At 60.9% G+C, this 22,843-nt stretch carries 19 protein-coding genes; 10 read left to right on the forward strand and 9 right to left on the reverse strand.

The window, feature by feature from the left end:
• Window positions 1–519: 519 nt before the first annotated feature.
• The 4 genes from BLT00_RS23190 (at window position 520) to BLT00_RS23205 (ending at window position 7,393) form a co-directional block, all read left to right on the forward strand.
• On the forward strand, window positions 520–2,313 hold the full coding sequence (locus BLT00_RS23190) for a DUF1302 domain-containing protein (RefSeq protein WP_092149388.1): 1,794 nt from the start codon (window positions 520–522) through the stop codon (window positions 2,311–2,313).
• Between the two features lie 22 nt (window positions 2,314–2,335).
• Entirely contained in the window at window positions 2,336–3,703 is a 1,368-nt protein-coding gene (locus BLT00_RS23195) for a DUF1329 domain-containing protein (RefSeq protein ID WP_063324435.1), read from the forward strand.
• 304 nt (window positions 3,704–4,007) lie between these two features.
• On the forward strand, window positions 4,008–6,560 hold the full coding sequence (locus BLT00_RS23200; protein ID WP_092149391.1) for a LuxR C-terminal-related transcriptional regulator: 2,553 nt from the start codon (window positions 4,008–4,010) through the stop codon (window positions 6,558–6,560).
• Window positions 6,561–6,691: 131 nt separating this feature from the next.
• On the forward strand, window positions 6,692–7,393 hold the full coding sequence (locus BLT00_RS23205; protein ID WP_092149394.1) for a hypothetical protein: 702 nt from the start codon (window positions 6,692–6,694) through the stop codon (window positions 7,391–7,393).
• Here the strand turns inward: BLT00_RS23205 and BLT00_RS23210 are convergent.
• Entirely contained in the window at window positions 7,358–8,179 is an 822-nt protein-coding gene (locus BLT00_RS23210; protein ID WP_092149397.1) for an IclR family transcriptional regulator, read from the reverse strand. The genes BLT00_RS23205 and BLT00_RS23210 overlap by 36 nt on opposite strands.
• Window positions 8,180–8,330: 151 nt before the next feature.
• On the opposite strand from BLT00_RS23210, the gene hmgA reads away from it, so the two are divergent.
• The 3 genes from hmgA to maiA are packed head-to-tail and all read left to right on the forward strand — an operon-like array spanning window position 8,331 to window position 11,589.
• Window positions 8,331–9,635 (forward strand): homogentisate 1,2-dioxygenase, encoded by a 1,305-nt coding sequence (gene hmgA, locus BLT00_RS23215; RefSeq protein WP_092149400.1) that lies wholly within the window; start codon window positions 8,331–8,333, stop codon window positions 9,633–9,635.
• A gap of 3 nt (window positions 9,636–9,638) precedes the next feature.
• Window positions 9,639–10,943 carry a fumarylacetoacetase gene (gene fahA / locus BLT00_RS23220; protein ID WP_092149403.1) on the forward strand — a complete coding sequence of 435 codons (1,305 nt, stop codon included), beginning with the start codon at window positions 9,639–9,641 and terminating at the stop codon, window positions 10,941–10,943.
• A 10-nt stretch (window positions 10,944–10,953) separates the two neighbouring features.
• A complete protein-coding gene (gene maiA, locus BLT00_RS23225; RefSeq protein WP_092149406.1) occupies window positions 10,954–11,589 on the forward strand; it encodes a maleylacetoacetate isomerase in 636 nt (211 codons plus the stop codon).
• A 164-nt stretch (window positions 11,590–11,753) separates the two neighbouring features.
• Here maiA and BLT00_RS23235 read toward each other — a convergent pair whose 3' ends face one another.
• A complete protein-coding gene (locus tag BLT00_RS23235; RefSeq protein ID WP_063324442.1) occupies window positions 11,754–12,557 on the reverse strand; it encodes a SirB1 family protein in 804 nt (267 codons plus the stop codon).
• 187 nt (window positions 12,558–12,744) lie between these two features.
• Between BLT00_RS23235 and BLT00_RS23240 the strand changes: the two genes are divergently transcribed.
• On the forward strand, window positions 12,745–13,764 hold the full coding sequence (locus BLT00_RS23240; protein ID WP_003205422.1) for a Glu/Leu/Phe/Val dehydrogenase family protein: 1,020 nt from the start codon (window positions 12,745–12,747) through the stop codon (window positions 13,762–13,764).
• A gap of 268 nt (window positions 13,765–14,032) precedes the next feature.
• On the opposite strand, the gene glyA is transcribed toward BLT00_RS23240, so the two are convergent.
• From glyA to BLT00_RS23265, 5 genes are all read right to left on the reverse strand, one after another.
• The gene (gene glyA, locus BLT00_RS23245) at window positions 14,033–15,271 is read right to left on the reverse strand and encodes a serine hydroxymethyltransferase (RefSeq protein ID WP_063324443.1); all 1,239 of its coding nucleotides are present in this window, start codon (window positions 15,269–15,271) and stop codon (window positions 14,033–14,035) included.
• 11 nt (window positions 15,272–15,282) lie between these two features.
• Window positions 15,283–16,536 (reverse strand): threonine synthase, encoded by a 1,254-nt coding sequence (gene thrC, locus BLT00_RS23250; RefSeq protein WP_092149412.1) that lies wholly within the window; start codon window positions 16,534–16,536, stop codon window positions 15,283–15,285.
• 93 nt (window positions 16,537–16,629) lie between these two features.
• Entirely contained in the window at window positions 16,630–17,061 is a 432-nt protein-coding gene (locus BLT00_RS23255; RefSeq protein WP_003205417.1) for a Rid family detoxifying hydrolase, read from the reverse strand.
• A 30-nt stretch (window positions 17,062–17,091) separates the two neighbouring features.
• Window positions 17,092–18,264, reverse strand: a complete 1,173-nt coding sequence (locus BLT00_RS23260) for an NAD(P)/FAD-dependent oxidoreductase (protein WP_092149415.1) — start codon at window positions 18,262–18,264, stop codon at window positions 17,092–17,094.
• The gene (locus BLT00_RS23265; protein ID WP_092149418.1) at window positions 18,261–19,466 is read right to left on the reverse strand and encodes a benzoate/H(+) symporter BenE family transporter; all 1,206 of its coding nucleotides are present in this window, start codon (window positions 19,464–19,466) and stop codon (window positions 18,261–18,263) included. The genes BLT00_RS23260 and BLT00_RS23265 overlap by 4 nt, the downstream gene beginning before the upstream one ends.
• A gap of 342 nt (window positions 19,467–19,808) precedes the next feature.
• Here BLT00_RS23265 and BLT00_RS23270 point away from each other — a divergent pair, with 342 nt between their 5' ends.
• Window positions 19,809–21,200: an aminotransferase-like domain-containing protein gene (locus BLT00_RS23270; RefSeq protein ID WP_058543599.1), complete on the forward strand. Its 1,392-nt coding sequence runs from the start codon at window positions 19,809–19,811 to the stop codon at window positions 21,198–21,200.
• Between the two features lie 74 nt (window positions 21,201–21,274).
• On the opposite strand, the gene BLT00_RS23275 is transcribed toward BLT00_RS23270, so the two are convergent.
• Window positions 21,275–21,535 carry a YebG family protein gene (locus BLT00_RS23275; RefSeq protein WP_063324447.1) on the reverse strand — a complete coding sequence of 87 codons (261 nt, stop codon included), beginning with the start codon at window positions 21,533–21,535 and terminating at the stop codon, window positions 21,275–21,277.
• A gap of 315 nt (window positions 21,536–21,850) precedes the next feature.
• Between BLT00_RS23275 and BLT00_RS23280 the strand changes: the two genes are divergently transcribed.
• On the forward strand, window positions 21,851–22,351 hold the full coding sequence (locus BLT00_RS23280) for a phosphate-starvation-inducible protein PsiE (RefSeq protein WP_063324448.1): 501 nt from the start codon (window positions 21,851–21,853) through the stop codon (window positions 22,349–22,351).
• Here the strand turns inward: BLT00_RS23280 and BLT00_RS23285 are convergent.
• Window positions 22,348–22,665 carry a DUF3509 domain-containing protein gene (locus BLT00_RS23285; protein ID WP_063324449.1) on the reverse strand — a complete coding sequence of 106 codons (318 nt, stop codon included), beginning with the start codon at window positions 22,663–22,665 and terminating at the stop codon, window positions 22,348–22,350. The genes BLT00_RS23280 and BLT00_RS23285 overlap by 4 nt on opposite strands.
• Window positions 22,666–22,843: the final 178 nt, after the last annotated feature.

Genomic DNA, 22,843 nt, shown 5'->3' on the forward strand with positions numbered 1-22,843 from the left:
TTCGTTCTCTTAAAACAGGCAGGTGAGCCTTTCCGACAACAACGTAGGAAACAAGAAGTTTTAACTCGGAAATAGGCGCACATAAAAAAGGCCGCTGCAAAAAGCAGCGGCCTAAGCGTGACGTTGCAAAGGAGCTACAAACCAACGTCGGTAAACACGGGATGATGGACCGATACGCCAATCCATCCGAAGACGGTGTGCCAGGCATGAGGGATGCCATGAGGCTTGTGCTTGCAGGCCCGTTGCCCTGAAAGCCCGGCCAGCATAGGCATCGAGCCCCGCGGGAAACAGCCCGGATTCAGACATGCACCGTTGCAGGGCGCGTAACAGTCGAAGGCTGGGCATGGGTATGCGCGGCGCTGATGACCCATCATCCAGTCCATCCATGCACGGCGCAAAGGCCTGCGCCGCATGGGCTGTAATCCTTTTTAGGTACAGCGCGAATACCTCCTTGGTGCGCTTATCGCCCCTGGCGTGCGGCAGTAGGGTGAAGCCTCTGTCACTCACCGGGGAAGACGCATGACAACAATAACAATGCGCGCCATCTTCAAGCCGCAGGCGCTGGCCGTCGCGGTGGCCTTGGGTTGCTGTGCCCAGGCGCAGGCCGTTTCATTCAACATTGGCGAGATCGAGGGTCAGTTCGATTCGTCGTTGTCCGTGGGCGCAAGCTGGGGCATGCGCGATGCCGACAACGACTTGGTTGGCACGGTCAACGGCGGTCGGGGCCAATCGTCCACCGGTGATGATGGGCGGCTGAATTTCAAGAAGGGCGAGACCTTTTCCAAAATCTTCAAAGGCCTGCACGACCTTGAACTCAAGTACGGCGATACCGGCGTGTTCGTGCGTGGCAAGTACTGGTATGACTTCGAACTCAAGGATGAAGGCCGCGAGTTCAAGGACATCAGCGACAGCAATCGCAAGGAAGGCGCCAAGTCCTCGGGGGCGCAGATTCTCGATGCATTCGTCTATCACAACTATTCCATCGCCGATTTGCCGGGCACCGTGCGCGCCGGCAAGCAGGTGGTCAGTTGGGGGGAAAGTACCTTCATCGGCAACTCGATCAACAGCATCAACCCGGTGGACGTGTCCGCGTTCCGTCGCCCTGGTGCGGAGATCAAGGAAGGCCTGATCCCCGTGAACATGCTGTTCGCCTCCCAGGGCCTGACCGACAAGCTCACCATCGAAGGCTTCTATCAGTTGGAGTGGGACCAGACCGTGGTGGATAACTGCGGCACGTTCTTCGGCAACGATGTGGTGGCCGATGGTTGCACCAGTGGCTACACGGTGGGCAGCCCGGCGATTGCGCCGTTCGTGCCATTGACCGAGGCATTCGGCCAGGGCATCCAGGTGTCCAGCGAAGGGGTGATCATTCCCCGTAGTGGCGACCGCGATGCCCGTGACTCCGGCCAGTGGGGTACCGCGTTGCGCTGGCTCGGCGATGATACCGAGTACGGCCTGTACTTCATGAATTACCACAGCCGCACGCCTACTGTTGGCACCATCACCGCAGGTTCCTCTACGCTGGCGGCCTTGCCGGGAATGATCTCGATTGCCAACATTCTGGCCCCAGGCAGCGGCAGCGGCCTGGCGCAAAGCGTCATGCTGGGACGCGGTCAGTATTACCTTGAATACCCGGAAGACATCCGCCTGTACGGTGCCAGTTTCTCCACGACGTTACCCACCGGCACCGCCTGGACCGGGGAAGTCAGCTACCGTCCCAACGCGCCGGTGCAGGTCAATACCAACGACCTGACCCTGGCGCTGCTCAACCCGATTGTCGGTGGCGCGGCCTCGCCCATCGCGACCTCGGCCGGGGCGGATAACACCGGCTACCGGCGCAAGGAAGTGACCCAGGTCCAGAGCACCCTGACGCACTTCTTCGATCAGGTGCTGGGGGCTGATCGCCTGACGCTGGTTGGCGAAGCGGCGGTCGTGCATGTCGGTGGCCTGGAGTCCAAGGACAAGCTGCGTTATGGCCGTGACTCGGTCTACGGCCAATACGGCTTCCAGGGCGACACCGATGGTTTCGTCACCTCGACATCATGGGGCTATCGCGCCCGGGCCATCCTCGATTACTCCAACGTGATCGGCGGGGTGAACTTCAAGCCCAACGTGTCCTGGTCCCACGACGTGGCCGGCTATGGCCCCAACGGTCTGTTCAACGAAGGCGCCAAGGCCATCAGCGTTGGTGTCGATGCCGACTACCGCAACACCTACACCGCCAGCCTGAGCTACACCGACTTTTTTGGCGGCGATTACAACGTTCTCGAAGACCGCGACTTCCTCGCGTTGAGCTTCGGCGTGAACTTCTGATCTGGCTGACAAGGAAAACCCAATGCGCAAGATGATCCTGCAATGCGGTGCCCTGGCCCTGAGCCTGCTGGCCGCGAACGTGATGGCGGCGGTCTCGCCGGATGAAGCGAATAAACTGGGTACCAGCCTTACGCCGTTGGGCGCGGAAAAAGCCGGCAATGCCGATGGCTCGATTCCGGCCTGGACCGGCGGCATTCCGAAAAACGCCGGTGCCGTGGACAGCAAGGGCTTTCTGGCCGACCCGTTCGCCAATGAAAAACCGCTGTTCACCATCACCGCCGCGACCGTGGACAAGTACAAGGACAAGCTGTCCGAAGGCCAGGTCGCGATGTTCAAGCGCTACCCGGAAACCTACAAGATCCCGGTCTATCCGACCCACCGCAGCGTGGGCCTGCCGCCGGAAATCTACGAGTCGGCCAAGCGCAGCGCCCTCAACGTGAACGCCATCAACGACGGCAATGGCCTGGCCAATTTCACCGGCAACCGCTACTACGCCTTCCCGATTCCCAAGAGCGGCGTGGAAGTGCTGTGGAACCACGTCACCCGTTATCACGGCGGCAACCTGCGCCGGGTCATCACCCAGGTGACGCCGCAGACCAATGGCAGCTTCACGCCGATCCGCTTCGAAGAAGAAATCGCCGTGCCGTTCCTGATCAAGGACGCCGACCCGGAAAAGGCCAGCAACGTGCTGACCTATTTCAAGCAGGAGGTCACTGCCCCGGCACGTCTGGCCGGTAACGTACTGCTGGTGCATGAAACCCTCGACCAAGTGAAGGAGCCACGCCTGGCCTGGATCTACAACGCCGGCCAGCGCCGGGTGCGTCGTGCCCCGCAAGTGGCTTACGACGGCCCGGGCACCGCCGCCGACGGGTTGCGCACCTCCGACAACTTCGACCTGTTTTCCGGTGCGCCGGATCGCTACGACTGGAAGCTGGTCGGCAAAAAGGAAATGTACATCCCGTACAACAGCTACAAGCTCGACTCGCCAAGCCTCAAGTACGACGATGTAATCAAGGCGGGTCATATCAATCAGGACCTGACTCGCTATGAATTGCACCGGGTCTGGGAAGTGGTCGGCACGGTCAAGCCCAGCGAGCGGCACATCTATGCCAAGCGCCACATGTACATCGACGAGGACAGCTGGCAGGCGGCGCTGGTGGATCACTACGACGGTCGCGGCCAGTTGTGGCGGGTGGCCGAAGGTCATGCCCAGTTCTACTACGACCATCAGAACCCGGGCTACACCCTCGAGGCGCTCTACGACATCATTGCTGGCCGCTACATCGCGCTGGGCATGAAGAACGAAGAGAAACACAGCTATGAGTACGGCTTCGAAGCCCGGGCCGCCGACTACACACCGGCAGCGCTGCGTTCGACCGGGGTTCGCTAACCCTTCGGACGGACACCGCATCTGTGGCGAGGGCGCTTGCTCCCGCTGGGGCGCGCAGCGGCCCTGAAACCAGACGGCTCGATGTATCAGGTGCATTGAGTGGACCGTTTTGGGGCTGCTGCGCAACCCAGCGGGAGCAAGCTCCCTCGCCCCGGGACCGAGTCTGATTTGAACCCGACATGACGACCGGCAGCGCTCCTGCCGGTCGTTTCTTTATGAGCGCCAATCAGCGCGCTGAATACTTCTCCAAAGCTCGGCGACACAGGACTAGGGTGGTGAAATAACAATAAACAGGATCACCCACATGACCGCCATGACCCCGTGTCCGGACCGTCCAGGATTGTTGCCTCGCCTGTCCTCGACGCACGTGCCGCGGCGGTCCCTGAGTGAGTCTTTGCTGACGTCCGAAGCGCGGGTAAAACTGCTTTGCGCGCCAGCGGGCAGTGGCAAGAGTGCATTGTTCGCCGAGTGTTTCCTGCAGGCTCCCGCCGGGTGTCGGTTGCATTGGTTGCCATTGGGGGGCGCGGCGTTGAGCGCGGTGCAAATGTGCGAGCGCCTGGCCCAGGCCCTCGGGTTGCCGATGCTTGATGAAGCGGGACTGCTGGCCCACCTGGCGCGTTTGCAGACACCCACGTGGTTGTTCCTGGATGACTACTGCCGGGTGCCGAATCCCGAACTGGACCAGTTGCTCGACCGTCTGTTGAACACCAGCAGTCCAGCGTTGCACCTGTGGCTCAATAGCCGCCGCCGTCCCCAATGCAACTGGCCGCGGCTGTTGCTCGATGACGAACTGCACGAGTTCGATGCGCAGGCGTTGTTCTTTACCCCGGACGATGTCCTGCCATTGCTGCGTCATCTGCCCGGCCCCCAGGCTGCCCGCACTGCCCGCGAGGTGATTCAACGTAGTGGCGGCTGGTGTGCCGGGGTGCGCATCACGCTGCTGGAACGTTGCGATTGGGCGCGCAAACATGCAACGCCCGGACGGCCGGGGACCTTGGTCGACTATCTGGAGTACGAACTGTTCAGCGCGCTGACTCCAGACCTGGCGCAGGCCTGGCATGTGCTGGCGCATCTACCGCGCTTCAATGCCCGGCTATGCGAGCATCTGTTCGGCGACACCGTGGGCGTGCAATGCCTGCCCTTGTTACTGGACCTGGGATGTTTCATCGAACCATGGGAGCAGACGTCGGACTGGTTGCAGATTTTTCCGGCGCTGGCCCGGCTGGTACGTGAAGAGCCCTGGCCGCAGGGGCGTTCCTGGCATCGACGGGCCTGCCAGTGGTTTGCTGCCGAGCAGGACTGGCAAATGGCGTTCGAGCAAGCCATGTTGGCCGAGGAGTTCGAGACTGCCGTGAGTTTCTTGCAGCATCTGAGCTTCGAGCACGTCTTGCAGCGTCGCAACGTGGTGCTGTTGCTGGGCCTGCACGATCAACAAGGTGAAGCGCTGACCCTCTGTACGCCACAATCGGTGGGGTTGGTCACCGCTGCGCTGTTGTTCGCCGGACGCTTCAACCAGGCGTCGACATGCATTGAGCAGTTGGCCAGGTTCATGCCGCAGCCTTCGGCCTGCCGGCAGCGACAGCTGCTGGCCAGGTGGCAGGTCTTGCAAGGCTGGTTGCTGCACCTCTCGGGCGATGGCGAACAGGCGCGCGAGCACTTTCTCCAGGCCCAGGCCAGCCTGGACCCCGAGGCCTGGGCCCAACGGTTGCTGTGCCTGGGTGGGCTGACGCAGCAGGCGCTGCTTGAAGGCGAACTGACTTCCGCGCATCGGATCAACCGCCAGGCGCTGTGCCTGGCGCGCGCACAGGGTTCGCTGGTGTTCGAAGGATTGCTGGAACTGGATCACGCCCAAGTCCTGGAACAACGTGGCGCGCCTCATCGGGCCGATCATCTGCTGGCCGCTGTCCAGGCGCTGCTGGATAAACCAGGCCAGGACTTTTCCCCGTTGTTGGGACGTATTGCCCTGCGGCGCGGGCGCCTGGCGTTGCGCATGGGGTTTGAAGAGCGCGCCGCCGAGCAGTTTCAAGCGGGTCTGGAAACAGGGCTGCACAGCCTGGACAAACAGGTGCTCTACGGATTTCTCGGCAAGGCCAGCCTGGCTGCCAACCAGGGCGATTATGGCGAGGCCTTCATGCAACTGCGCGATGCCGAGCGGATCATGCAGCAGCGGCACATCCCCGACACCGTTTACCGTGGCGTGTTATTGCAAACCAGCTGTCAGTTCTGGTTGCAACAGGGGCGGGCGGAATTGGCCCATGAAGCCTTGACCCGCGTCTTGCGCCACTTTCGTGGGCCGCAGGCCAAGCACGCGCCTCCCGCGACGCTGGAATTGATTGCGCGACTTGAATACCTGCTGGTGCTGGCCGAGGTCTACCTGCAACGGGCACAGGAGCCGCAGGCGTGCCTGCAAGCCATGATCACCCGGGCACAGCAGAGTGAAATGCATAGCCTGGAGACCGAACTGCATCTGGTGTTGACGGAGGTTGTCTGGTTGTCCGGCGATCGCTCCCAGGCCCGGACACTCCTGCAAGAAGGGCTCAAGCGAGTCACGTGCTGGCGGGCCCAGCAAGCCTTGTGCGAGCTGCGTTTGCGCCAGCCCGAGCTGGGCCACTGGACGCAATCGCCAGAGCCCATCGAACCATCAACGGCTGGCGCCGAAGATACGTTACTCAGTCACCGAGAGCTTGAAGTTCTGCAATTGATTGCACAAGGTCATTCCAATCAACAAATTGCCGAGCAACTGTTCATATCGTTGCACACGGTAAAAACCCATGCGCGTCGCATACATAGCAAGTTGGGGGTGCAGCGGCGTACTCAAGCAGTTGCGAAGGCTAAAGTCATGGGGGTGATGGGGTAGGTTGAAAACAACTCCCGAAGGTCTTTACGCACGCTTACATTTGTCTTTTTACAGTATGGGGTTTGTCTGATGTATAACTAAGCCTGCGGATCGAACAGGAAGTTCGGTCTATGACATGACAAGGATGTCTTATGAATACCAAGTTGTTTTCTTCTTACTCTGAAAAACTGCTCGCACTGAAGAATACCCGTGTGGATTTTGCCGTGCAGGTGTTGTTGGGGCGCTATTTGGAAGCGCTGGGTGTCAATCCGTTCAGCAGTTATCTGAATACATTGGCAGACTTTCCGAATCCCGAAGTTGGCTCGTCCGAAACCCTGTTCGATGAAGCATTGACCTGGGTTGAAAAGCAGCGGGTGCCCAACTACAAACAAGGCGTCAGTAACGTGTTCAACAAGCGTTATTCTTTTGCCGTTGAAGACCGTGTCAGGGCGCTGGATTTGATCGCGTTCGAAAAAATCGTTTCGGATATCGTCACCCAACTGACTGAAAAACCTGCAATGGATTTATCCTGGCGTTCCATCAAGCCTTTGTCCGTTGAGGATGTTCATGGTGCATTGAAACTGCACTTGCCCGGGGTCGATCTGGATAAAGTCTACGTCACCGGTTTTGTTACCCATGGCGCTGGTGAGCGCGTGGTGTCTTCTTCTGAACCGCTGGTCGACTATCTACTGGGCCATTTCGACAATAATGAGATTCCCTACCACTCCAAAGGCGATCACCAAGCTATTTACATGGTGCCCTTCAGTGGGGATGACCGTCATCTCCATCCGCGACTTGCCCCCGCTCACCTCAATGATCTAATGATCAAGATTGTCCCGGATTTCCTGGGCTGATTCCGAACTCGCTTCATAGCCCATTCGCCAACTCACGGCCTGGGTCGCTGCCAGCAGGCGTTGCGCCGCCGGGCCGTGCTCGTCGGCATGGAACAGCGAGGTCGGGCCAACGATGGTCATGACCGCCGTCACTTGGCCGACGGCATTGAATACCGGGGCGGACAAGGCATCCACCCCCGGCATCAGCAAACCATGCACATGGTGCAGGCCGCGACTGCGAATCTGCTCGCACAACACGGCATAAGCGCGGTCGTCGGCGAGGGCGTGGTGCTCGGTGCCTTGTACTTCCTGTTCGCGCAAGCCGATGGTCTCGCGCTCCGGCAGATAAGCGCTGAATACCAGCCCCGTGGACGAACTGAGCAGTGGCAATACCGAGCCCAGTTGCGTTACCACGGTTACGGCCCGCACGGCGGGTTCGATGCGCACCACGGTCGCGCCATGGTTGCCCCACACCGCCAGGAAGCAGGTTTCGTTCAAGTCGTCGCGCAATTCGGCCAGGGGCAGGGCGGCCACTTGCAGCACGTCCATGCCGTTGAGCGCTGCCAGGCCTACGCGCAGGGCCTCGCGGCCCAGGCCGTAGTGGTTGGTGGCTGCGTTCTGCTCGGCAAACCCGCTGGCGATCAAGGCTTGCAGATACCGATGAACCTTGCTCGCCGGCATTTGCACGTGTTCGGCCAGCCGCGACAGCGACGTGGAGGGCGACAGTTCGGCCAGGGCCTTGAGGATGTCGGTGCCGACTTCGGCCGAGCGGACTTTCTGTTTACCGTTGCTGAGCGGGGTTTCCATGGAGGCGCTGGGTCCTGAGGCGAATGGGCGTCTTTATAGCTTGACGGTCGCTGTCGAGCAAATTACGTTATGCGTAATTGAATTACGATAAAAACAACCCGGTACGCCTCAACCACTCCGTTGAGTGACGGGCCGCATTCCTGGAGGCTCCATGAACCTCGTTTCCCCAGCGTCGGACCTGGCTTACCAATCAGGCTTCGGCAATGAATTTGCCAGCGAAGCCTTGCCCGGCGCCTTGCCCGTCGGCCAGAACTCGCCGCAGAAAGTCCCATACGGTCTCTATGCCGAGTTGTTCTCCGGTACGGCGTTCACCATGGCTCGCAGCGAAGCGCGGCGTACCTGGATGTATCGCATCCGACCGTCGGCCAATCACCCGGCCTTCACCAAGCTCGAACGGCAACTGGCGGGTGGCCCATTGGGCGAGGTCACGCCCAATCGCCTGCGTTGGAACCCGCTGGAAATCCCCGCCGAGCCTACCGATTTCATCGACGGGCTGGTGTGCATGGCGGCTAATGCCGGTGCGGACAAACCGGCCGGCATCAGCCTTTATCAGTACCGCGCCAACCGTTCCATGGAGCGGGTATTTTTCAATGCCGACGGTGAATGGTTGATCGTGCCGCAACTGGGACGGCTGCGGATCGCCACCGAGTTGGGCGTGCTGGAACTGGCACCGCTGGAAATCGTCGTGCTGCCCCGGGGCCTGAAATTTCGCATTGAACTGCTCGACCCGCAGGCCCGTGGTTACCTCGCCGAAAACCACGGAGCGCCGCTGCGCCTGCCGGATCTCGGGCCCATCGGCAGCAATGGCCTGGCGAACCCACGGGACTTCCTGACACCGGTCGCCCATTATGAGAACCTCGCGCAACCCACCTCGCTGGTGCAGAAATTCCTCGGTGAGTTATGGGGTTGCGAGCTGGATCATTCGCCCCTCGACGTGGTGGCCTGGCACGGCAACAACGTGCCGTATAAATATGATCTGCGCCGCTTCAACACCATCGGCACGGTCAGCTTCGATCACCCGGACCCGTCGATTTTCACCGTGTTGACCTCGCCCACCAGCGTCCACGGCCTGGCCAACCTCGATTTCGTGATTTTCCCGCCACGCTGGATGGTGGCAGAGAACACCTTCCGTCCACCGTGGTTCCACCGCAACCTGATGAACGAATTCATGGGCCTGATCCAGGGTGCCTACGATGCCAAGGCCGAAGGTTTCCTGCCGGGCGGCGCGTCCTTGCACAGCTGCATGAGTGCCCATGGCCCGGACGGCGAGACCTGTACCAAGGCGATCAATGCTGAACTGCAGCCGGTGAAAATCGACAACACCATGGCGTTCATGTTCGAGACCAGCCAGGTGCTGCGTCCAAGCCGTTTCGCCCTGGACTGCCCGCAACTGCAAACCGACTACGATGCATGTTGGGCCTCGCTGCCTGTCACGTTCGACCCGACCCGGAGATAACCCATGACTCAACTTTCCCCTGCCCGTAGCTGGGTCGCCTGTGCCAACGGCCATGCGGACTTCCCGTTGCAGAACCTGCCATTGGGTATCTTCAGTGTCGATGGCGGTGCCCTGCGCAGCGGCGTGGCGATTGGCGAGCGGATTTTCGATTTGCAGGCGGCGCTGCACGCGGGCTTGTTTGACGGCGCGGCACGCCAAGCTGTCGAAGCCATGGCCGACGGCCAGTTGAATGGGTTTTTCGACCTTGGCCGAGGCGCCCGGGTTGCCCTGCGTGAGCGACTGCTGGAACTGCTGCGCGAGGACAGCCCCCTGCGGGGCAAGGTCGAAGCCCTGGGCGCGAAACTGCTGCTCCTCGCTGCCGACTGCCAGATGCACCTGCCGGCCAGGATCAACGACTACACCGACTTCTACGTCGGTATCGAGCACGCGCAGAATGTCGGCAAGCTGTTCCGCCCCGACAATCCGTTGCTGCCCAACTACAAATACGTCCCCATCGGTTACCACGGTCGCGCCTCGACCATTCGCCCGTCCGGCACCGACGTGCGCCGCCCCAAGGGCCAGACCCTGCCGGCCGGCCAGACCGAGCCGACGTTCGGCCCGTGTGCGCGGCTGGACTATGAGCTGGAGCTGGGCATCTGGATCGGCAAGGGCAATGCCCTGGGCGAACCGATCCCTATCGGCGATGCCGCCGAGCACATTGGCGGGTTCTGCCTGCTCAACGACTGGTCGGCCCGGGATATCCAGGCGTGGGAATACCAGCCTTTGGGACCGTTTCTGTCGAAGAGTTTCCTGACCAGTATTTCGCCATGGGTGGTAACGGCTGAAGCCCTGGAACCGTTCCGTCGTCCGCAACCGGCACGCCCGCAAGGCGATCCGCAACCGCTGCCGTATCTGCTGGACAAGCGTGACCAGGCCGGTGGTGCCTTCGACATCGAATTGGAAGTCCTGTTGCTGACCGAGGCCATGGGCGAGCAAAACCTGCCGGCCCAGCGCCTGACCCTGAGCAACACCCAGTACATGTACTGGACCGTGGCGCAAATGGTCGCGCATCACAGCGTCAACGGTTGCCAGTTGCAGGCCGGCGATCTGTTTGGCTCGGGCACCTTGTCGGGCCCTGAAAACCATCAATTCGGCAGTCTGCTGGAAATCACCGAAGGCGGTAAAAAACCGATCGAACTGGCGTCTGGCGAAGTGCGCCGATTCCTCGAGGACGGTGACGAAATCATCTTGCGGGCCCGTTGCCGCCGCGAGGGTTTCGCCTCCATCGGCTTCGGCGAGTGCCGGGGCAAGATCCTGCCGGCGCGTTGAGGGGCAGGGCATGGAACTCTACACCTACTACCGCTCCACCTCGTCCTATCGGGTGCGCATTGCGTTGGCGCTCAAGGGGCTGGATTACCAGGCCTTGCCCGTCAACTTGATCGCTGCGCCTGGGGGCGAGCATCGCCAGCCGGCCTATCTGGCGATCAACCCCCAGGGCCGGGTACCGGCGTTGCGTACCGATGAGGGCGCGCTGCTGGTGCAATCGCCCGCCATCATCGAATACCTGGAGGAACGTTATCCACAGGTGCCGCTGCTCAGCGCCGACCTGACGGTGCGCGCCCATGAGCGTGGCGTCGCCGCGCTGATCGGTTGCGATATTCACCCCCTGCACAACGTCAGCGTGCTCAACAAATTGCGGCAGTGGGGCCACGATGAAACGCAGGTGACGGAGTGGATCGGGTACTGGATCAGCCAGGGATTGGCGGCCGTGGAGCAGTTGATGGGTGACGACGGCTATTGCTTCGGTGCAGCGCCGGGGCTGGCGGATGTGTACCTGATCCCGCAGTTGTACGCGGCTGAGCGGTTCAATGTGTCTTTGCAGGCGTATCCACGGATTCGTCGGGTCGCGGCATTGGCGGCTGGGCATCCAGCATTCCAACAGGCGCACCCGGCGAATCAGCCGGATACCCCCTGAGGGCTTCACACGGTTCTGAAAACCAGGTGATCCCCTGTGGCGAGGGAGCTTGCTCCCGCTGGGACGCGAAGCGTCCCCAAGCTTTTCGGCGGTTGCTGCGCAACCGAGCGGGAGCAAGCTCCCTCGCCACAGGGCCGTCATCGCTCCTGAACAAAGTCCCCGGCTCAGTGCACAACCGAATTCGGCGGCAAATGCCCCAGCCGCTCCGTCAGTCGGATTCGCTGGATCGGATCGTCGCTGAGCATCAGGGCATGTTCCAGGTCGAAGCGCTCGGCGTTGGGGCAATCGAGTCGCTGGTACAGGCTGGCGCGGGCCAGGTAGTCGGCGGCGCTGGCGTTGCCCAGTTCCAGTACCCGTTCGGCGTCGATCAAGGCGGCGATGTAATCGTCGTTCGCCAGATGCAGTTGACGCAGGTTGCGCGACAGGCGCTGCAGCATCTGCATCGGCTCGGCATTGACCAGGTGTTCAGCCTTGAGCTGCATGTTCGCGCCGTATTGGCGCTGTAGCAGTTCCCGACAGTCATTGGGGTACAACCGACGGCCGCCGCACGGATCGAGCAGGTGATCGGCGCCGGGTACCTTCAACAGGAAATGCCCGGGGAAATTGACACCGACCATCGGAATTTCCAGGCCTCGGGCCAGTTCCAGGGCAATCAGCCCGAGAGCCAGGGGCTGCCCGCGTTTGCGTGCCAGGACTTTGTCCAGCAACGCCGCTCGTGGTCGCAGAGGCGTGAAGTCGTCCTGGGCGAAGCCCAAGTCATTGAGCCGTCGCAGCAAGGGCTGGCCCAGTTCGCTGACAGGCAGCATCGGCAGGCCATGGCTGACCCGCTGTTGCAGCTCCTTGAAATCCTTCAGCAAGGCCGGTACGTCGACCTCGCGATCATGTTCGGCGGCGATCCACAGCGCCGCTTCGAACAGCGCCGGTGGGGAGCGGTGCAGACAATCAAAAAAGGCTTGGCGCGGTTTCATCGAACTCTCCGGGCTACGCTCCCGTTTTAGCCCTGCCGTGGATTTTCGTCCAGTCTCGGACAGAGGCTATGACAGGTTATACCGAAAAAGACTGAGCACCGTGGCGACTTATTCCTGCGTGCTCCAGCAAATTTCGACTGCGCGCCTATACTGGCGAAACAAACAAAAGTGATTCGGGAGCCTTTCGATGTTTGCTCTCATGCAAAGCTCCCGCCTTGAATCGCTGCACCTAAGCGTAGACCCGGCAACCGGGTTGAAGGCGGTGATTGCCATTCATTGCAGTCGTCCGGGGCCCGCCCTGGGGGGGTGTCGTTATCTTGCCTACCCCGACGACGAAAGTGCCGTGGCCGATGCCGTACGCCTGGCCCAAGGCATGAGTTACAAGGCGGCGCTGGCCGGCTTGCCCGTGGGCGGCGGGGTGGCGGTAATCATGCGCCCCGCCCATGTCGAGAGTCGGGCAGCGTTGTTCGAAGCCTTTGGTCGTTGTATCGAGCAGTTGGACGGTCGCTATATCACGGCCATCGACAGCGGCACGTCGGTGGCCGACATGGATTGCATCGCCCAGCAGACTCGCCATGTCACCAGCACCACCGCCTCGGGAGACCCCGCGCCCCACGCGGCAATGGGGGTTTTTGCCGGTATTCGTGCCACCGCCATGGCCCGCCTGGGCAGCGATAACCTCGAAAGCCTGCGGGTGGCGATCCAGGGCCTGGGCAACGTCGGTTATGCCCTGGCCGAACAACTGCACGCCGCAGGTGCCGAGCTGCTGGTTAGCGACATTGACCCAGGCAAGGTGCAATTGGCGATGGAGCAACTCGGCGCCCATCCGATCGCCAACGACGCGCTGCTCAGCACGCCCTGCGACATCCTTGCTCCTTGCGGGCTGGGTGGGGTGCTCAACAGCCAAAGCGTGGCACAACTGCGCTGCTCGGCCGTTGCCGGCTCGGCCCATAATCAGTTGAGTAACCTGCAAGTGGCCGACCAGTTGGAAAGACGTGGAATCCTCTATGCGCCGGACTATGTGATCAACTCTGGTGGCCTGATCTACGTCGCCCTGAAACATCGCGGCGAAGAGCTGTCGACGATCACCGCGCACTTGTCGAAGATCGGTGCCCGGCTCACGGAAGTCTTTGCCCATGCCCAGGCGGAGAAGCGCTCACCGGCCCGGGTGGCCGATGAGCTGGCGGAGCGTTTGTTGTACCGCTGAAAAGCCAATTGTGGGAGCGAGCAAGCTCGCTCCCACAGGTTTTTTCTGGTGCTCCCAGACTGACTATTCCCGCCAACAAAACACCAACCCTGTGGCGAGGGAGCTTGCTCCCGCTCGGCGGCGCAGCCGTCGTAAAACCGGCTGGCGCGGTCTGCCTGAACGGTCGCAGTGATCCAATGGGGCCGCTTCGCAGCCCAGCGGGAGCAAGCTCCCTCGCCACGGTTTGTGCTCGCCTCTATTGCATTGCGCTTAAGCGACGGGTGTTGGCTTACCTCAACAGATACACCGGAAAGCATTCGCACAAATGCATCACTCGACGCCGGGTGTTGTCCAGGCGTGCTGCGTTGTCCGGCTGTTCCAGCAGGTCGGCGATCAAGTTCGCGACTTCGGCACATTCCGCTTCACCAAAGCCACGGGTGGTCAGCGCCGGCGTGCCGATGCGAATGCCGCTGGTGATGGCCGGTTTCTGCGGATCGTTGGGGATCGCGTTTTTATTCAAGGTGATATGGGCGCTTTCCAGCAACGCTTCGGCGTCTTTGCCGGTGATGTTCATCGAGCGCAGATCGAGCAGGAACATGTGGCAATCGGTACCGCCGGACACCACCCGCAAGCCGCGTCGGGTCAGGACGTCGGCCATGACGCGGGCGTTGTCGATCACCCGCTGCTGGTAATGCTTGAACCCGTCGCCCAAGGCTTCGTTGAACGCCACGGCCTTGGCGGCGATGACGTGCATCAGCGGGCCGCCCTGGTACACCGGGAAAATCGTCTTGTCGAGCAGGGCACCATATTGCGCCTTGGCCAGAATCAGGCCGCCGCGCGGGCCGCGCAAGGTCTTGTGGGTGGTGGAGGTGATGAAGTCGGCGATGCCAACCGGCGACGGATAGACGCCCGCGGCGATCAAGCCGGCGTAGTGCGCCATGTCCACCATCAGGTAGGCACCGATTTCATCGCAGATCTTGCGAAAGCGCTGGAAGTCGATGGTCCGGGAATAGGCCGAGGCCCCGGCGATGATCATCTTCGGCCGGTGTTCCCTGGCCAGGGCTTCCATTTCTTCGTAGTCGAGGGTTTCGGTTTCCGTGTCCAGGCCATAGGAAAATGCCCGGTAGATCTTGCCGGAAAAATTCACCGAGGCGCCGTGGGTCAGGTGGCCGCCATGGGCCAGGGACATGCCCAGGATGGTATCGCCGGGTTCAAGTACCGCCAGGAAAACCGCCTGGTTGGCTTGGGAGCCGGAGTGCGGCTGCACGTTGACGTATTCGCAGTTGAACAGCTTGCGAGCGCGTTCGATGGCCAGGTTCTCGATTTCATCGACGACCTTGCAGCCGCCGTAGTAACGCTTGCCCGGATAGCCTTCGGCGTATTTGTTGGTGAGCACGGAACCCTGGGCCTGGAGCACTTCCTCGCTGACATAGTTTTCCGAAGCGATCAGCTCCAGGTGGGTTTCCTGGCGGTTGCGCTCGCGGTCGATCAGGCGGGCAAGGGTGGGGTCGAAATTTTGCAGGCTCATGGTGCGATTCCCTAGATAAGCGCCTCGGCCAGCGGCGCAGTCACGTGATGCGGCAACACCCGTGGCTGGCTTTTGGTCGAGTCGGATAGAAAAATGGAGGTGTCTTTCAAACCGCTGCCGGTGATCAGGATCACGGCGGTTTGCGGTGTGTCGGGGTGTGTTTCGGCGTACTTGAGCAGACCGGCGAAGGCACTGGCGGCGCCGGCTTCTGGAAACACGCCGGTGCTGGCGGCCAATCTCGAGGCGGCGGTGACAATGCTCGGATCGCTGACACAGATGAACTCACCGCCGCTGGCGGTGACCGCACGCATGGCCTTGAGGCGATCACGCGGCAGCGCCACATTGATGCTGCTGGCCAGGCTGGTGGGGGGGCGGCGCTCGGTTTTCTGCATCGAGCGGTCGTTGCGCCAGGCGCGGTACATGAAGTTGCTGTGCTCGGCCTGCACGCCGATCAGGCGAGGGATGCGTTCGATCCAGCCCAATTGCAGCAAGTCGAAAAAGCCTTTGTAGACCGAGCCCAGGATGCAGCCGTTGCCGACGGGCACGAACACCAGGTCCGGCACTTGCCAGTGGAGTTGTTCGCACATCTCGAAGGCGACGGTCTTCTTGCCTTCGCTCATGTACGAGTTGATCCCGGTGGTGCGGTTGTACCAGCCGTGCTCTTGGCAGGCGTTGAGACATTGTTCGAAGGCTTCGTCATATTGCCCGTCGACCAGCACGATCTCGGCGCCGTAGCCCTGCATCTGCGCGAGCTTTTCGCGGGGCGCGCTCTTGGGCAGGTAAATGACGTTGTGCAAGCCCAGGCTGGCGCTCATCCCGGCCAATGCCGAAGCGGCATTGCCGGTGCTGGCCACTGCCACGGTGCGTGCACCGGATTGCAGGGCGTGGGCCACCGCCAGGGCGCTGGCGCGATCCTTCAACGACCCGGTCGGTTGCCGCGATTCGTCTTTTACGAAGACTTTGATCCGGGCGCCCTTGCCGAGCAATTCCGGGCGCGAGTACAGCGGCGTGTTACCCACCAGTAACGGTGGAATGAACTGCGTCGAGCTCAACGGCATCAAGCGGTCATAGCGCCACATGCCACGGGCGTGGTCATGGGCCAGGCTGTCCCGGGACCATTCGCGCTTGAGTGCCGGGTAATCGTAAAGCGCGTCCAGGGCACCATCGACTTTGCAATGAGGGCAGTAATAGCTGACCTCATGGGGCTGGTAGCTTCGATCGCAAACCAGGCACTGCAATACATACTCTCTGTACGAATTTTTCATGTCACCCTCCGAAAGTACGCTGTGCTGGTGCTTTCCTTGCCAACGTCGGTCCAGCTCACCAGACCGACGGGCACTCCGCTGACAGAAGGTGTTTCAGATCACCATGATGGCGTCGATGGCAACCAGGGTGTTGCGTGCCAGTGCACTGGCGCCCGCGGTGGTGCGGGCCGGGTAGGGCTTGGTGAAGTACTCTTCCATGACGCGGTTGAGGGTCGGGAACTCACTCAAGTCAGTGATGAACGCCGTGACCTTGACCACGTTCGCCAGGGTGCCACCTGCCGCTTCGGCCATTTGCACCAGGTTGTCGAGGGTCTGGCGCAGTTGGCCTTCGAAATCCTTGGCCAGCACTTCGTTGTTCAGCGCCGAGACCGGGGTCTGTGCCGACAGGTAGATGGTCTGCCCGTGGCTGACCTTGATGCCCTGGGAATAGGTACCCAGCGGCAATGGCGCCTTGTCGGTGAAAATGACGTTCTCTTCGCCCAGGAAAGGTTTGGCGGCGGGCTGGATTTGAGCGGTGGTTTGCATAGTGACGTTCCTTGTTAAGTGGGATGGGGGTTAGTGCAAATCGGCAACCTGCTTGACGGCCTGGCTGGAAAATTCCTCATCGCGGCAACGGGCCGGGGAAAAATGCTGATAGTTGAGCTGCAGCGCCGCCAGGTCGTCCGGCATGGCGATGCCCAGCGCCGCATGGCTGCACAGGCGTGCAATGGCGGGCGCAGCCTGGATGCCGTAGCCACCGAGGGCGGCGAGCCAGATAAAATGCTCTTGCTGTGGGTCCTGGCCGAGCACCGGCGAGCGGTCGGCGACGAAGGTTCGCAGGCCCGCCCATTTGTTGATGATCGAGCGCGGACGCAGGCGCGTGGTGTTTTGCAGACGATCCATGGTGATGGCCAGGTCAAGCTCTTCCGGCAGTGCGTCGCAGGGCAACGAAGGGCTTTCATCGCAGGGGGAGACGATCAGCCGCCCGGCTTCAGGCTTGATGAAAATGTCCTCGTCGACCGTGCCCAGGTAGGGCGTGTGGTGCACGTCGCACTGTGGATCGACCGCCAGTACGGTGCGCCGCAATGGTCGGACACCGACCTTGGGCACGCCGCAGCGCTCGGCGAATTCGTCGGCCCAGGCACCAGCGGCGTTGACCACGATGGCTGCTTGCAATTGCTGTCCGTCCTGGGTGTGCAAGCGCCAGTGCCCGTCGCGATGTTCGCCACGCAGCACTTCGGTCTCGCGCTTGATCACGCCACCACGGGCCCGCAGCCCACCGAGGTAGGCGCCGTGGATGCCATGCACATCCAGATCGAAGGCGCTGGGCTCGTAGATCCCGGCGCTCCAGGCGCCTTCGGCGAGGTAGGGGACCAGCTCCTGCACTTGCTTGTCGTCGAGCAGCTCGGCCGTGGGCACTTGCCCCAGGACGGCGCTGAAACGCGCTTTGAGTTTGTCCACCCGTGCCGCCTGGGCCACGATCAGCGCGCCCCGGGGCGACCATAGCGGATGCTCGGCCAGGCCCTCGGGCGGGTTCTCGAAAAAGCGCCGGGATGCGCAGGTCAGTGAGCGGATCTGTTGGTTGCCGTAGCTTTCCATCGAGATCGCGGCTGAACGCCCCGTGGTGTGATAGGCCAGTTGCTGTTCCTGTTCGAGCAGGCAGACGCTGCCATGGGCTGCCAATTCATAAGCGGCAGACACGCCGGCGATGCCGCCACCCACCACAATGAAGTCGTAACGAGTGGTCATGGTCGGCTGCCCTCGGCAATAACGGCGGCTTTGCGTTCGCGGGTGTAGGTCAGCACGAAGTGCGCCACGAGGCCGAAGATCAAGCCCCAGAACGCGGCGGCCAGGCCGAGGAAACTCATGCCCGAAGCCGTTACCAGGAAGGTGATCAGTGCCGCTTCGCGTTGTTTCTCGTCAGCCATGGCGCCGGTCAGCCCGGCACTGATCGCGCCGAACAAGGCGAGACCGGCGAGGGAAGCGATCAATTCTTTCGGCAGTGCGGAGAACACCGAGGCCAGGGTGGCGCCAAAGGTCCCCATCAGAATGTAGAACACCCCGCAGGCGATCCCGGCCATGTAGCGTTTGTCGCGGTCTTCGTGGGCTTCGCGGCCGGTGCAGATCGCTGCGGTAATGGCCGCCAGGTTCAAACCGTGGGAACCGAACGGGGCCATCAGGATCGAGCCAATCGCGGTGACCGAAATGATCGAGCGTGCTGGCGTGTTGTAGCCAGAGGTGCGCAATACCGCCATGCCTGGCACGTACTGGCCGGTCAAGGTCACCAGCGCCAGGGGCAGGCCGATGTTGATGATTGCATGCCAGTTCCATTCAGGGGCGATGAAGACCGGTTGGGCCACGGCGATGGTGATCGAGGTGCTGTTGAGTTCACCGAACGAGGCGGCCACCGCGCAACCGACGATCAGCACCGACAGGATCGCGTAGCGTGGCGAAAAGCGCTTGAAGATCAGGTACGCCGCGATCATCGCCAACACCAGCGCCGGCTGCAGTTTGATCGACGTGAACAGCTCGGCGCCGAAGCGGAACAGGATCCCGGCGAGCATGGCGGCGGCAATGGCCTTGGGCAGGCGGCTCATCAGTTTGTCGAACGCACCGGACAGGCCGACCAACGCGATGATCATCGACGCCACCACATAGGCACCGATGGCCTGGGGCAGGGTCACGGTGGGCAGCATCGACACCAGTAACGCTGCACCCGGTGTCGACCACGCGGTGATGACCGGAACACGCAGGCGCCAGCTCAGGAACAGGCCGGTAATCCCGCTGCCAATGGAAATGGCCCAGATCCATGAAGACACCACGTCATTGGGCAGGTGCGCTTCCTTGGCTGCCTGGAACACGATGATGAGTGGGCCTGCGTAGGAAATGATCACGGCGATGAAGCCCGCGATCATCGCCGACAGAGATAGATCCTTTCTGAATGTGTCCATGATGTCTCGACTTGGCGCGACAGGAGCGCGCAGTGAATGATTGAGTCGATTGCTTCGATTCTGGATCAGTGTATTTGAATGAATTGAGTTGATTCAATAGGGGGCGGGATTGTTACGAGATATTTTTCTGCCATGACAGGCTATTTTTGCGATTTTTATTAATTAACTATTTGATTTTAAATAATATTATTTCTAATAAATTTTTCTTCATGTCGCATTGAAAAACGATTCAATAATCGTATCAATCGATTCAATGTGTCGATTGTGTCGAATTATTAGTTGCCTAACCTCCATGTGATATGCTCGGATATTCATCATTTCTACGATGGGCAGTGATCATTCATGTGGGTTCCCCAGCTAAGCGAGTTCAGCCAACCGATGTATTTGTCGATTGCCGATGCGTTGGCGCGCGATATCAACAACGGCGTGCTGAACGAGGGCGATCGCCTGCCGACCTTGCGGGAGTTGGCCACCACCTTGAATGTCACGCCGGGCACCATCAGTCGGGCCTATAGCGAGGCCCATCGGCGTCGGTTGGTGCAGGGGGAGGTGGGGCGTGGCACTTACGTGCTCAACCAGAAGCAGCTGGAGCTGCCGGCCAGCAACAGTGCCGCCGCGCCACTGAACCTGGGGCAATCCGAACTGCTCGATCTTTCGATCATCAAGCCCTACAGCGAAACCCTGGAGTACTGGTTGCGTGGCGCCCTGGTGGGCATGGCCAAGAGCACCGATTTCGCTCGCGCACTGGATTACGCACCGGATGGCGGTCACCCGGCGCATCGCGAGGCGGGGGCGCAATGGTTGCGTCATTCATTGCCCGACGCGCAATGGCAGCAAGTGGTGATTACGGCAGGGGCCCAGCATGGCTTGATGGTGGCGATGAGCGCCCTGACCAACGCCGGTGACCTGGTGCTCTGCGAAGCGCTTTGCTACCCGGGCATCATTTCCCTGGCCCACGGTCTTGAGCGTCGCCTGCGTGGCGTGCCAATGGATGACGAAGGCATCATTCCCGAAGCGTTGCGCGAGCTGTGCCTGCGAGAGAAGCCGGCGATGCTGGTCTGCGTGGCGACTTGCCAGAATCCGACGGCGGCGATCATGTCGCAGAAGCGCCGGGCCCAGATCGCCGCGCTTGCCGAGGAATTCGACTTCATCATCCTGGACGATGATATCTATGGCTTCCTGGCCACCGATCCGTCGATCAAGCCGCTGTCGGCCTTTGCGCCGGACCGTTCGGTGTACCTGACCAGCCTGTCGAAATCGGTCATGCCGGCGCTTCGCGTCGGTTATATCTACAGCCCGCCAAAACTGCTGTCGCGCCTGACCTCGATGGTGCGCAGCAGCGTCTGGATGCCGTCGCCATTGACCGCGCAGTTGGCCAGCAATGTGATTACCGAAGGCCTGGACAAGAAACTGATTCGCATCCAGCGCAACGAGGCGGCGGGGCGACAAGCGATCGCCCGGGAAATCTTTGCCAATTTCGAGCTCAAGACCCAGCCATATTCCTATCACGTCTGGTTGACGCTGCCGGAGCCATGGACCAGCGATGAGTTCACCATGCTCGCCCGGGCCAACGGCGTATTGGTGCTCAGCGGCACCCAGTTCCAGGCTGAGCGCTCAGGCACCACTCGCTGTGTACGGCTGGTGTTGATGTCCCCCACCAGCCAGGACGAACTGCGTTTCGCCCTGACCAAGCTGGCGAGCCTGATCGATTCGGATCCGCGCCGTTATTACTGAAAAGATCGCAGCCTTCGGCAGCTCCCGCACGGTGTATTCCCTGTGTGAGCTGCCGAAGGCTGCGATCTTTTTAGTTATTCGTTCGACGGATTGAGCAGTTCGGACAAGGCGTCCGGCTGGCTCTTGAACGCCTTGGCGAACACATCACGATTCTTCGCCATGTAGATCCCGGCTTCCTCGACCTGTTGCTCGCTCAGCGATGGAACGGCTTTTTGCAACACTTCTGCCAGCAATTCGGCGAGTTCCAGCATTTTGTCATGACGGTCAGCTTCGGCTTTATCCATGAACAAGCGCTCCAGATCTCGGCTGCTGCGGTATACCACTTCGACGGCCATTCACCACCTCACATGCCTTCACATTGGTTGTCTTTGTGACTACTGTATTTATATACAGGCAAAAGAATAAGCGAATCCTGTTGCTTTGGATAGTGGCTTTTTAATGTAGACCGGTTTCGGCATGTGAGGGCAAAGCTTGTGGGAGCAAAGCTGGTGTGGGAGCTTGCTCGCGATACGGCGAATGAAGCTCCCAAAAGTGCCGGATACCAGCCTATCGCCATCTCACCTTCAGTCGCTGGCCTTTTTTCTGCATGCAGAACAACCGTCACGTCCAACCCGCATCATCCGGTCGAGTCGACCTAAGGAAACTACATCGTGAAAATCAACTGGGCCGAGACCCTGCGCCAGAACGTCCATCAACTGGCCGAGTCCCTGGGGAACCTGTTCGTCGAGACCTTCCATTACCTGGCCCTGTTCGCCATTGGTGCGGTGACCGCGTGGGCGGCGGTGATGGAATTCTTGCAGATGATCGAAGCAGGACACATCAAGATCGATGACATCCTGCTGCTGTTCATCTATCTGGAATTGGGGGCGATGGTCGGGATCTACTTCAAGACCAACCACATGCCGGTGCGGTTTTTGATCTACGTGGCGATCACGGCGCTGACGCGGCTGCTGATTTCCAACGTTTCCCATCACAGCCCGCCAGACCTGGGGATCATCTACTTGTGCGGTGGCATCCTGCTGCTGGCGTTTGCGATCCTGGTGGTGCGCTACGCTTCGTCGCAGTTCCCCTCGGTGAAGATCGAGCACCCGCACCGCAAGGTCGGCGCGGGTTCCAGCGAACATGCCGAGGTGGAGAAAGGAGAAATCTAGATCCCGGCGGCAGAGGGCGCCGGCCCCTGTGCGTGCGGTGGTGGCAGCTTGATGCTGTCACCGCCGGTCATGGCTTCGAGGATGGCCACGGCGCTGTGGCCCTGCTCAATGGCGATGCCGAACTGAATGCTTTGCACCAGGCGCTTGAGACGCTCCGGGTCGTTGCGCTGCAGGGCGCTGATCATGCGTTTGGCGACGATGCGCCCGCTCTTGGACAGGGTCAGCATGATGCTGCCGTCCAGGCCCTGAATGCTCAGGTTGATTTGATAATGCGGCGCAAAGGCGTCGGTAATGATCTGAAAAGGGTTGTCCATGATGCGTCACCGCCTGATTGAACGTGCAGTTGTTGACCGGCCATGATCGGGATTAGTTCGCAACGCCGGACCACCGGCCATTCCATGATCGTGTTCAGCTCAAGATTCCAGGGGCCAGGCAGGCCTCAGGATCAAAAGATCGCAGCCTGCGACAGCTCCTACAGGGAGTTAGCAAGTG

Source organism: Pseudomonas sp. NFACC51, assembly GCF_900103575.1.
Taxonomy (GTDB): Bacteria; Pseudomonadota; Gammaproteobacteria; order Pseudomonadales; family Pseudomonadaceae; genus Aquipseudomonas; species Aquipseudomonas fluorescens_Q.

Excerpts from the sequence above, each read along its gene's own strand:
- BLT00_RS23190 (WP_092149388.1), top strand. The coding sequence starts at position 520 with ATGACAACAATAACAATGCGCGCCATCTTCAAGCCGCAGGCGCTGGCC.
- BLT00_RS23195 (WP_063324435.1), top strand. The coding sequence starts at position 2,336 with ATGCGCAAGATGATCCTGCAATGCGGTGCCCTGGCCCTGAGCCTGCTG.
- BLT00_RS23205 (WP_092149394.1), top strand. The coding sequence starts at position 6,692 with ATGAATACCAAGTTGTTTTCTTCTTACTCTGAAAAACTGCTCGCACTG.
- glyA (WP_063324443.1), bottom strand. The coding sequence starts at position 15,271 with ATGAGCCTGCAAAATTTCGACCCCACCCTTGCCCGCCTGATCGACCGC.
- BLT00_RS23275 (WP_063324447.1), bottom strand. The coding sequence starts at position 21,535 with ATGGCCGTCGAAGTGGTATACCGCAGCAGCCGAGATCTGGAGCGCTTG.
- fahA (WP_092149403.1), top strand. The coding sequence starts at position 9,639 with ATGACTCAACTTTCCCCTGCCCGTAGCTGGGTCGCCTGTGCCAACGGC.
- BLT00_RS23235 (WP_063324442.1), bottom strand. The coding sequence starts at position 12,557 with ATGAAACCGCGCCAAGCCTTTTTTGATTGTCTGCACCGCTCCCCACCG.
- hmgA (WP_092149400.1), top strand. The coding sequence starts at position 8,331 with ATGAACCTCGTTTCCCCAGCGTCGGACCTGGCTTACCAATCAGGCTTC.
- BLT00_RS23260 (WP_092149415.1), bottom strand. The coding sequence starts at position 18,264 with ATGACCACTCGTTACGACTTCATTGTGGTGGGTGGCGGCATCGCCGGC.
- BLT00_RS23285 (WP_063324449.1), bottom strand. The coding sequence starts at position 22,665 with ATGGACAACCCTTTTCAGATCATTACCGACGCCTTTGCGCCGCATTAT.
- BLT00_RS23265 (WP_092149418.1), bottom strand. The coding sequence starts at position 19,466 with ATGGACACATTCAGAAAGGATCTATCTCTGTCGGCGATGATCGCGGGC.
- BLT00_RS23270 (WP_058543599.1), top strand. The coding sequence starts at position 19,809 with ATGTGGGTTCCCCAGCTAAGCGAGTTCAGCCAACCGATGTATTTGTCG.
- BLT00_RS23200 (WP_092149391.1), top strand. The coding sequence starts at position 4,008 with ATGACCGCCATGACCCCGTGTCCGGACCGTCCAGGATTGTTGCCTCGC.
- maiA (WP_092149406.1), top strand. The coding sequence starts at position 10,954 with ATGGAACTCTACACCTACTACCGCTCCACCTCGTCCTATCGGGTGCGC.
- thrC (WP_092149412.1), bottom strand. The coding sequence starts at position 16,536 with ATGAAAAATTCGTACAGAGAGTATGTATTGCAGTGCCTGGTTTGCGAT.
- BLT00_RS23210 (WP_092149397.1), bottom strand. The coding sequence starts at position 8,179 with ATGGAAACCCCGCTCAGCAACGGTAAACAGAAAGTCCGCTCGGCCGAA.
- BLT00_RS23255 (WP_003205417.1), bottom strand. The coding sequence starts at position 17,061 with ATGCAAACCACCGCTCAAATCCAGCCCGCCGCCAAACCTTTCCTGGGC.
- BLT00_RS23240 (WP_003205422.1), top strand. The coding sequence starts at position 12,745 with ATGTTTGCTCTCATGCAAAGCTCCCGCCTTGAATCGCTGCACCTAAGC.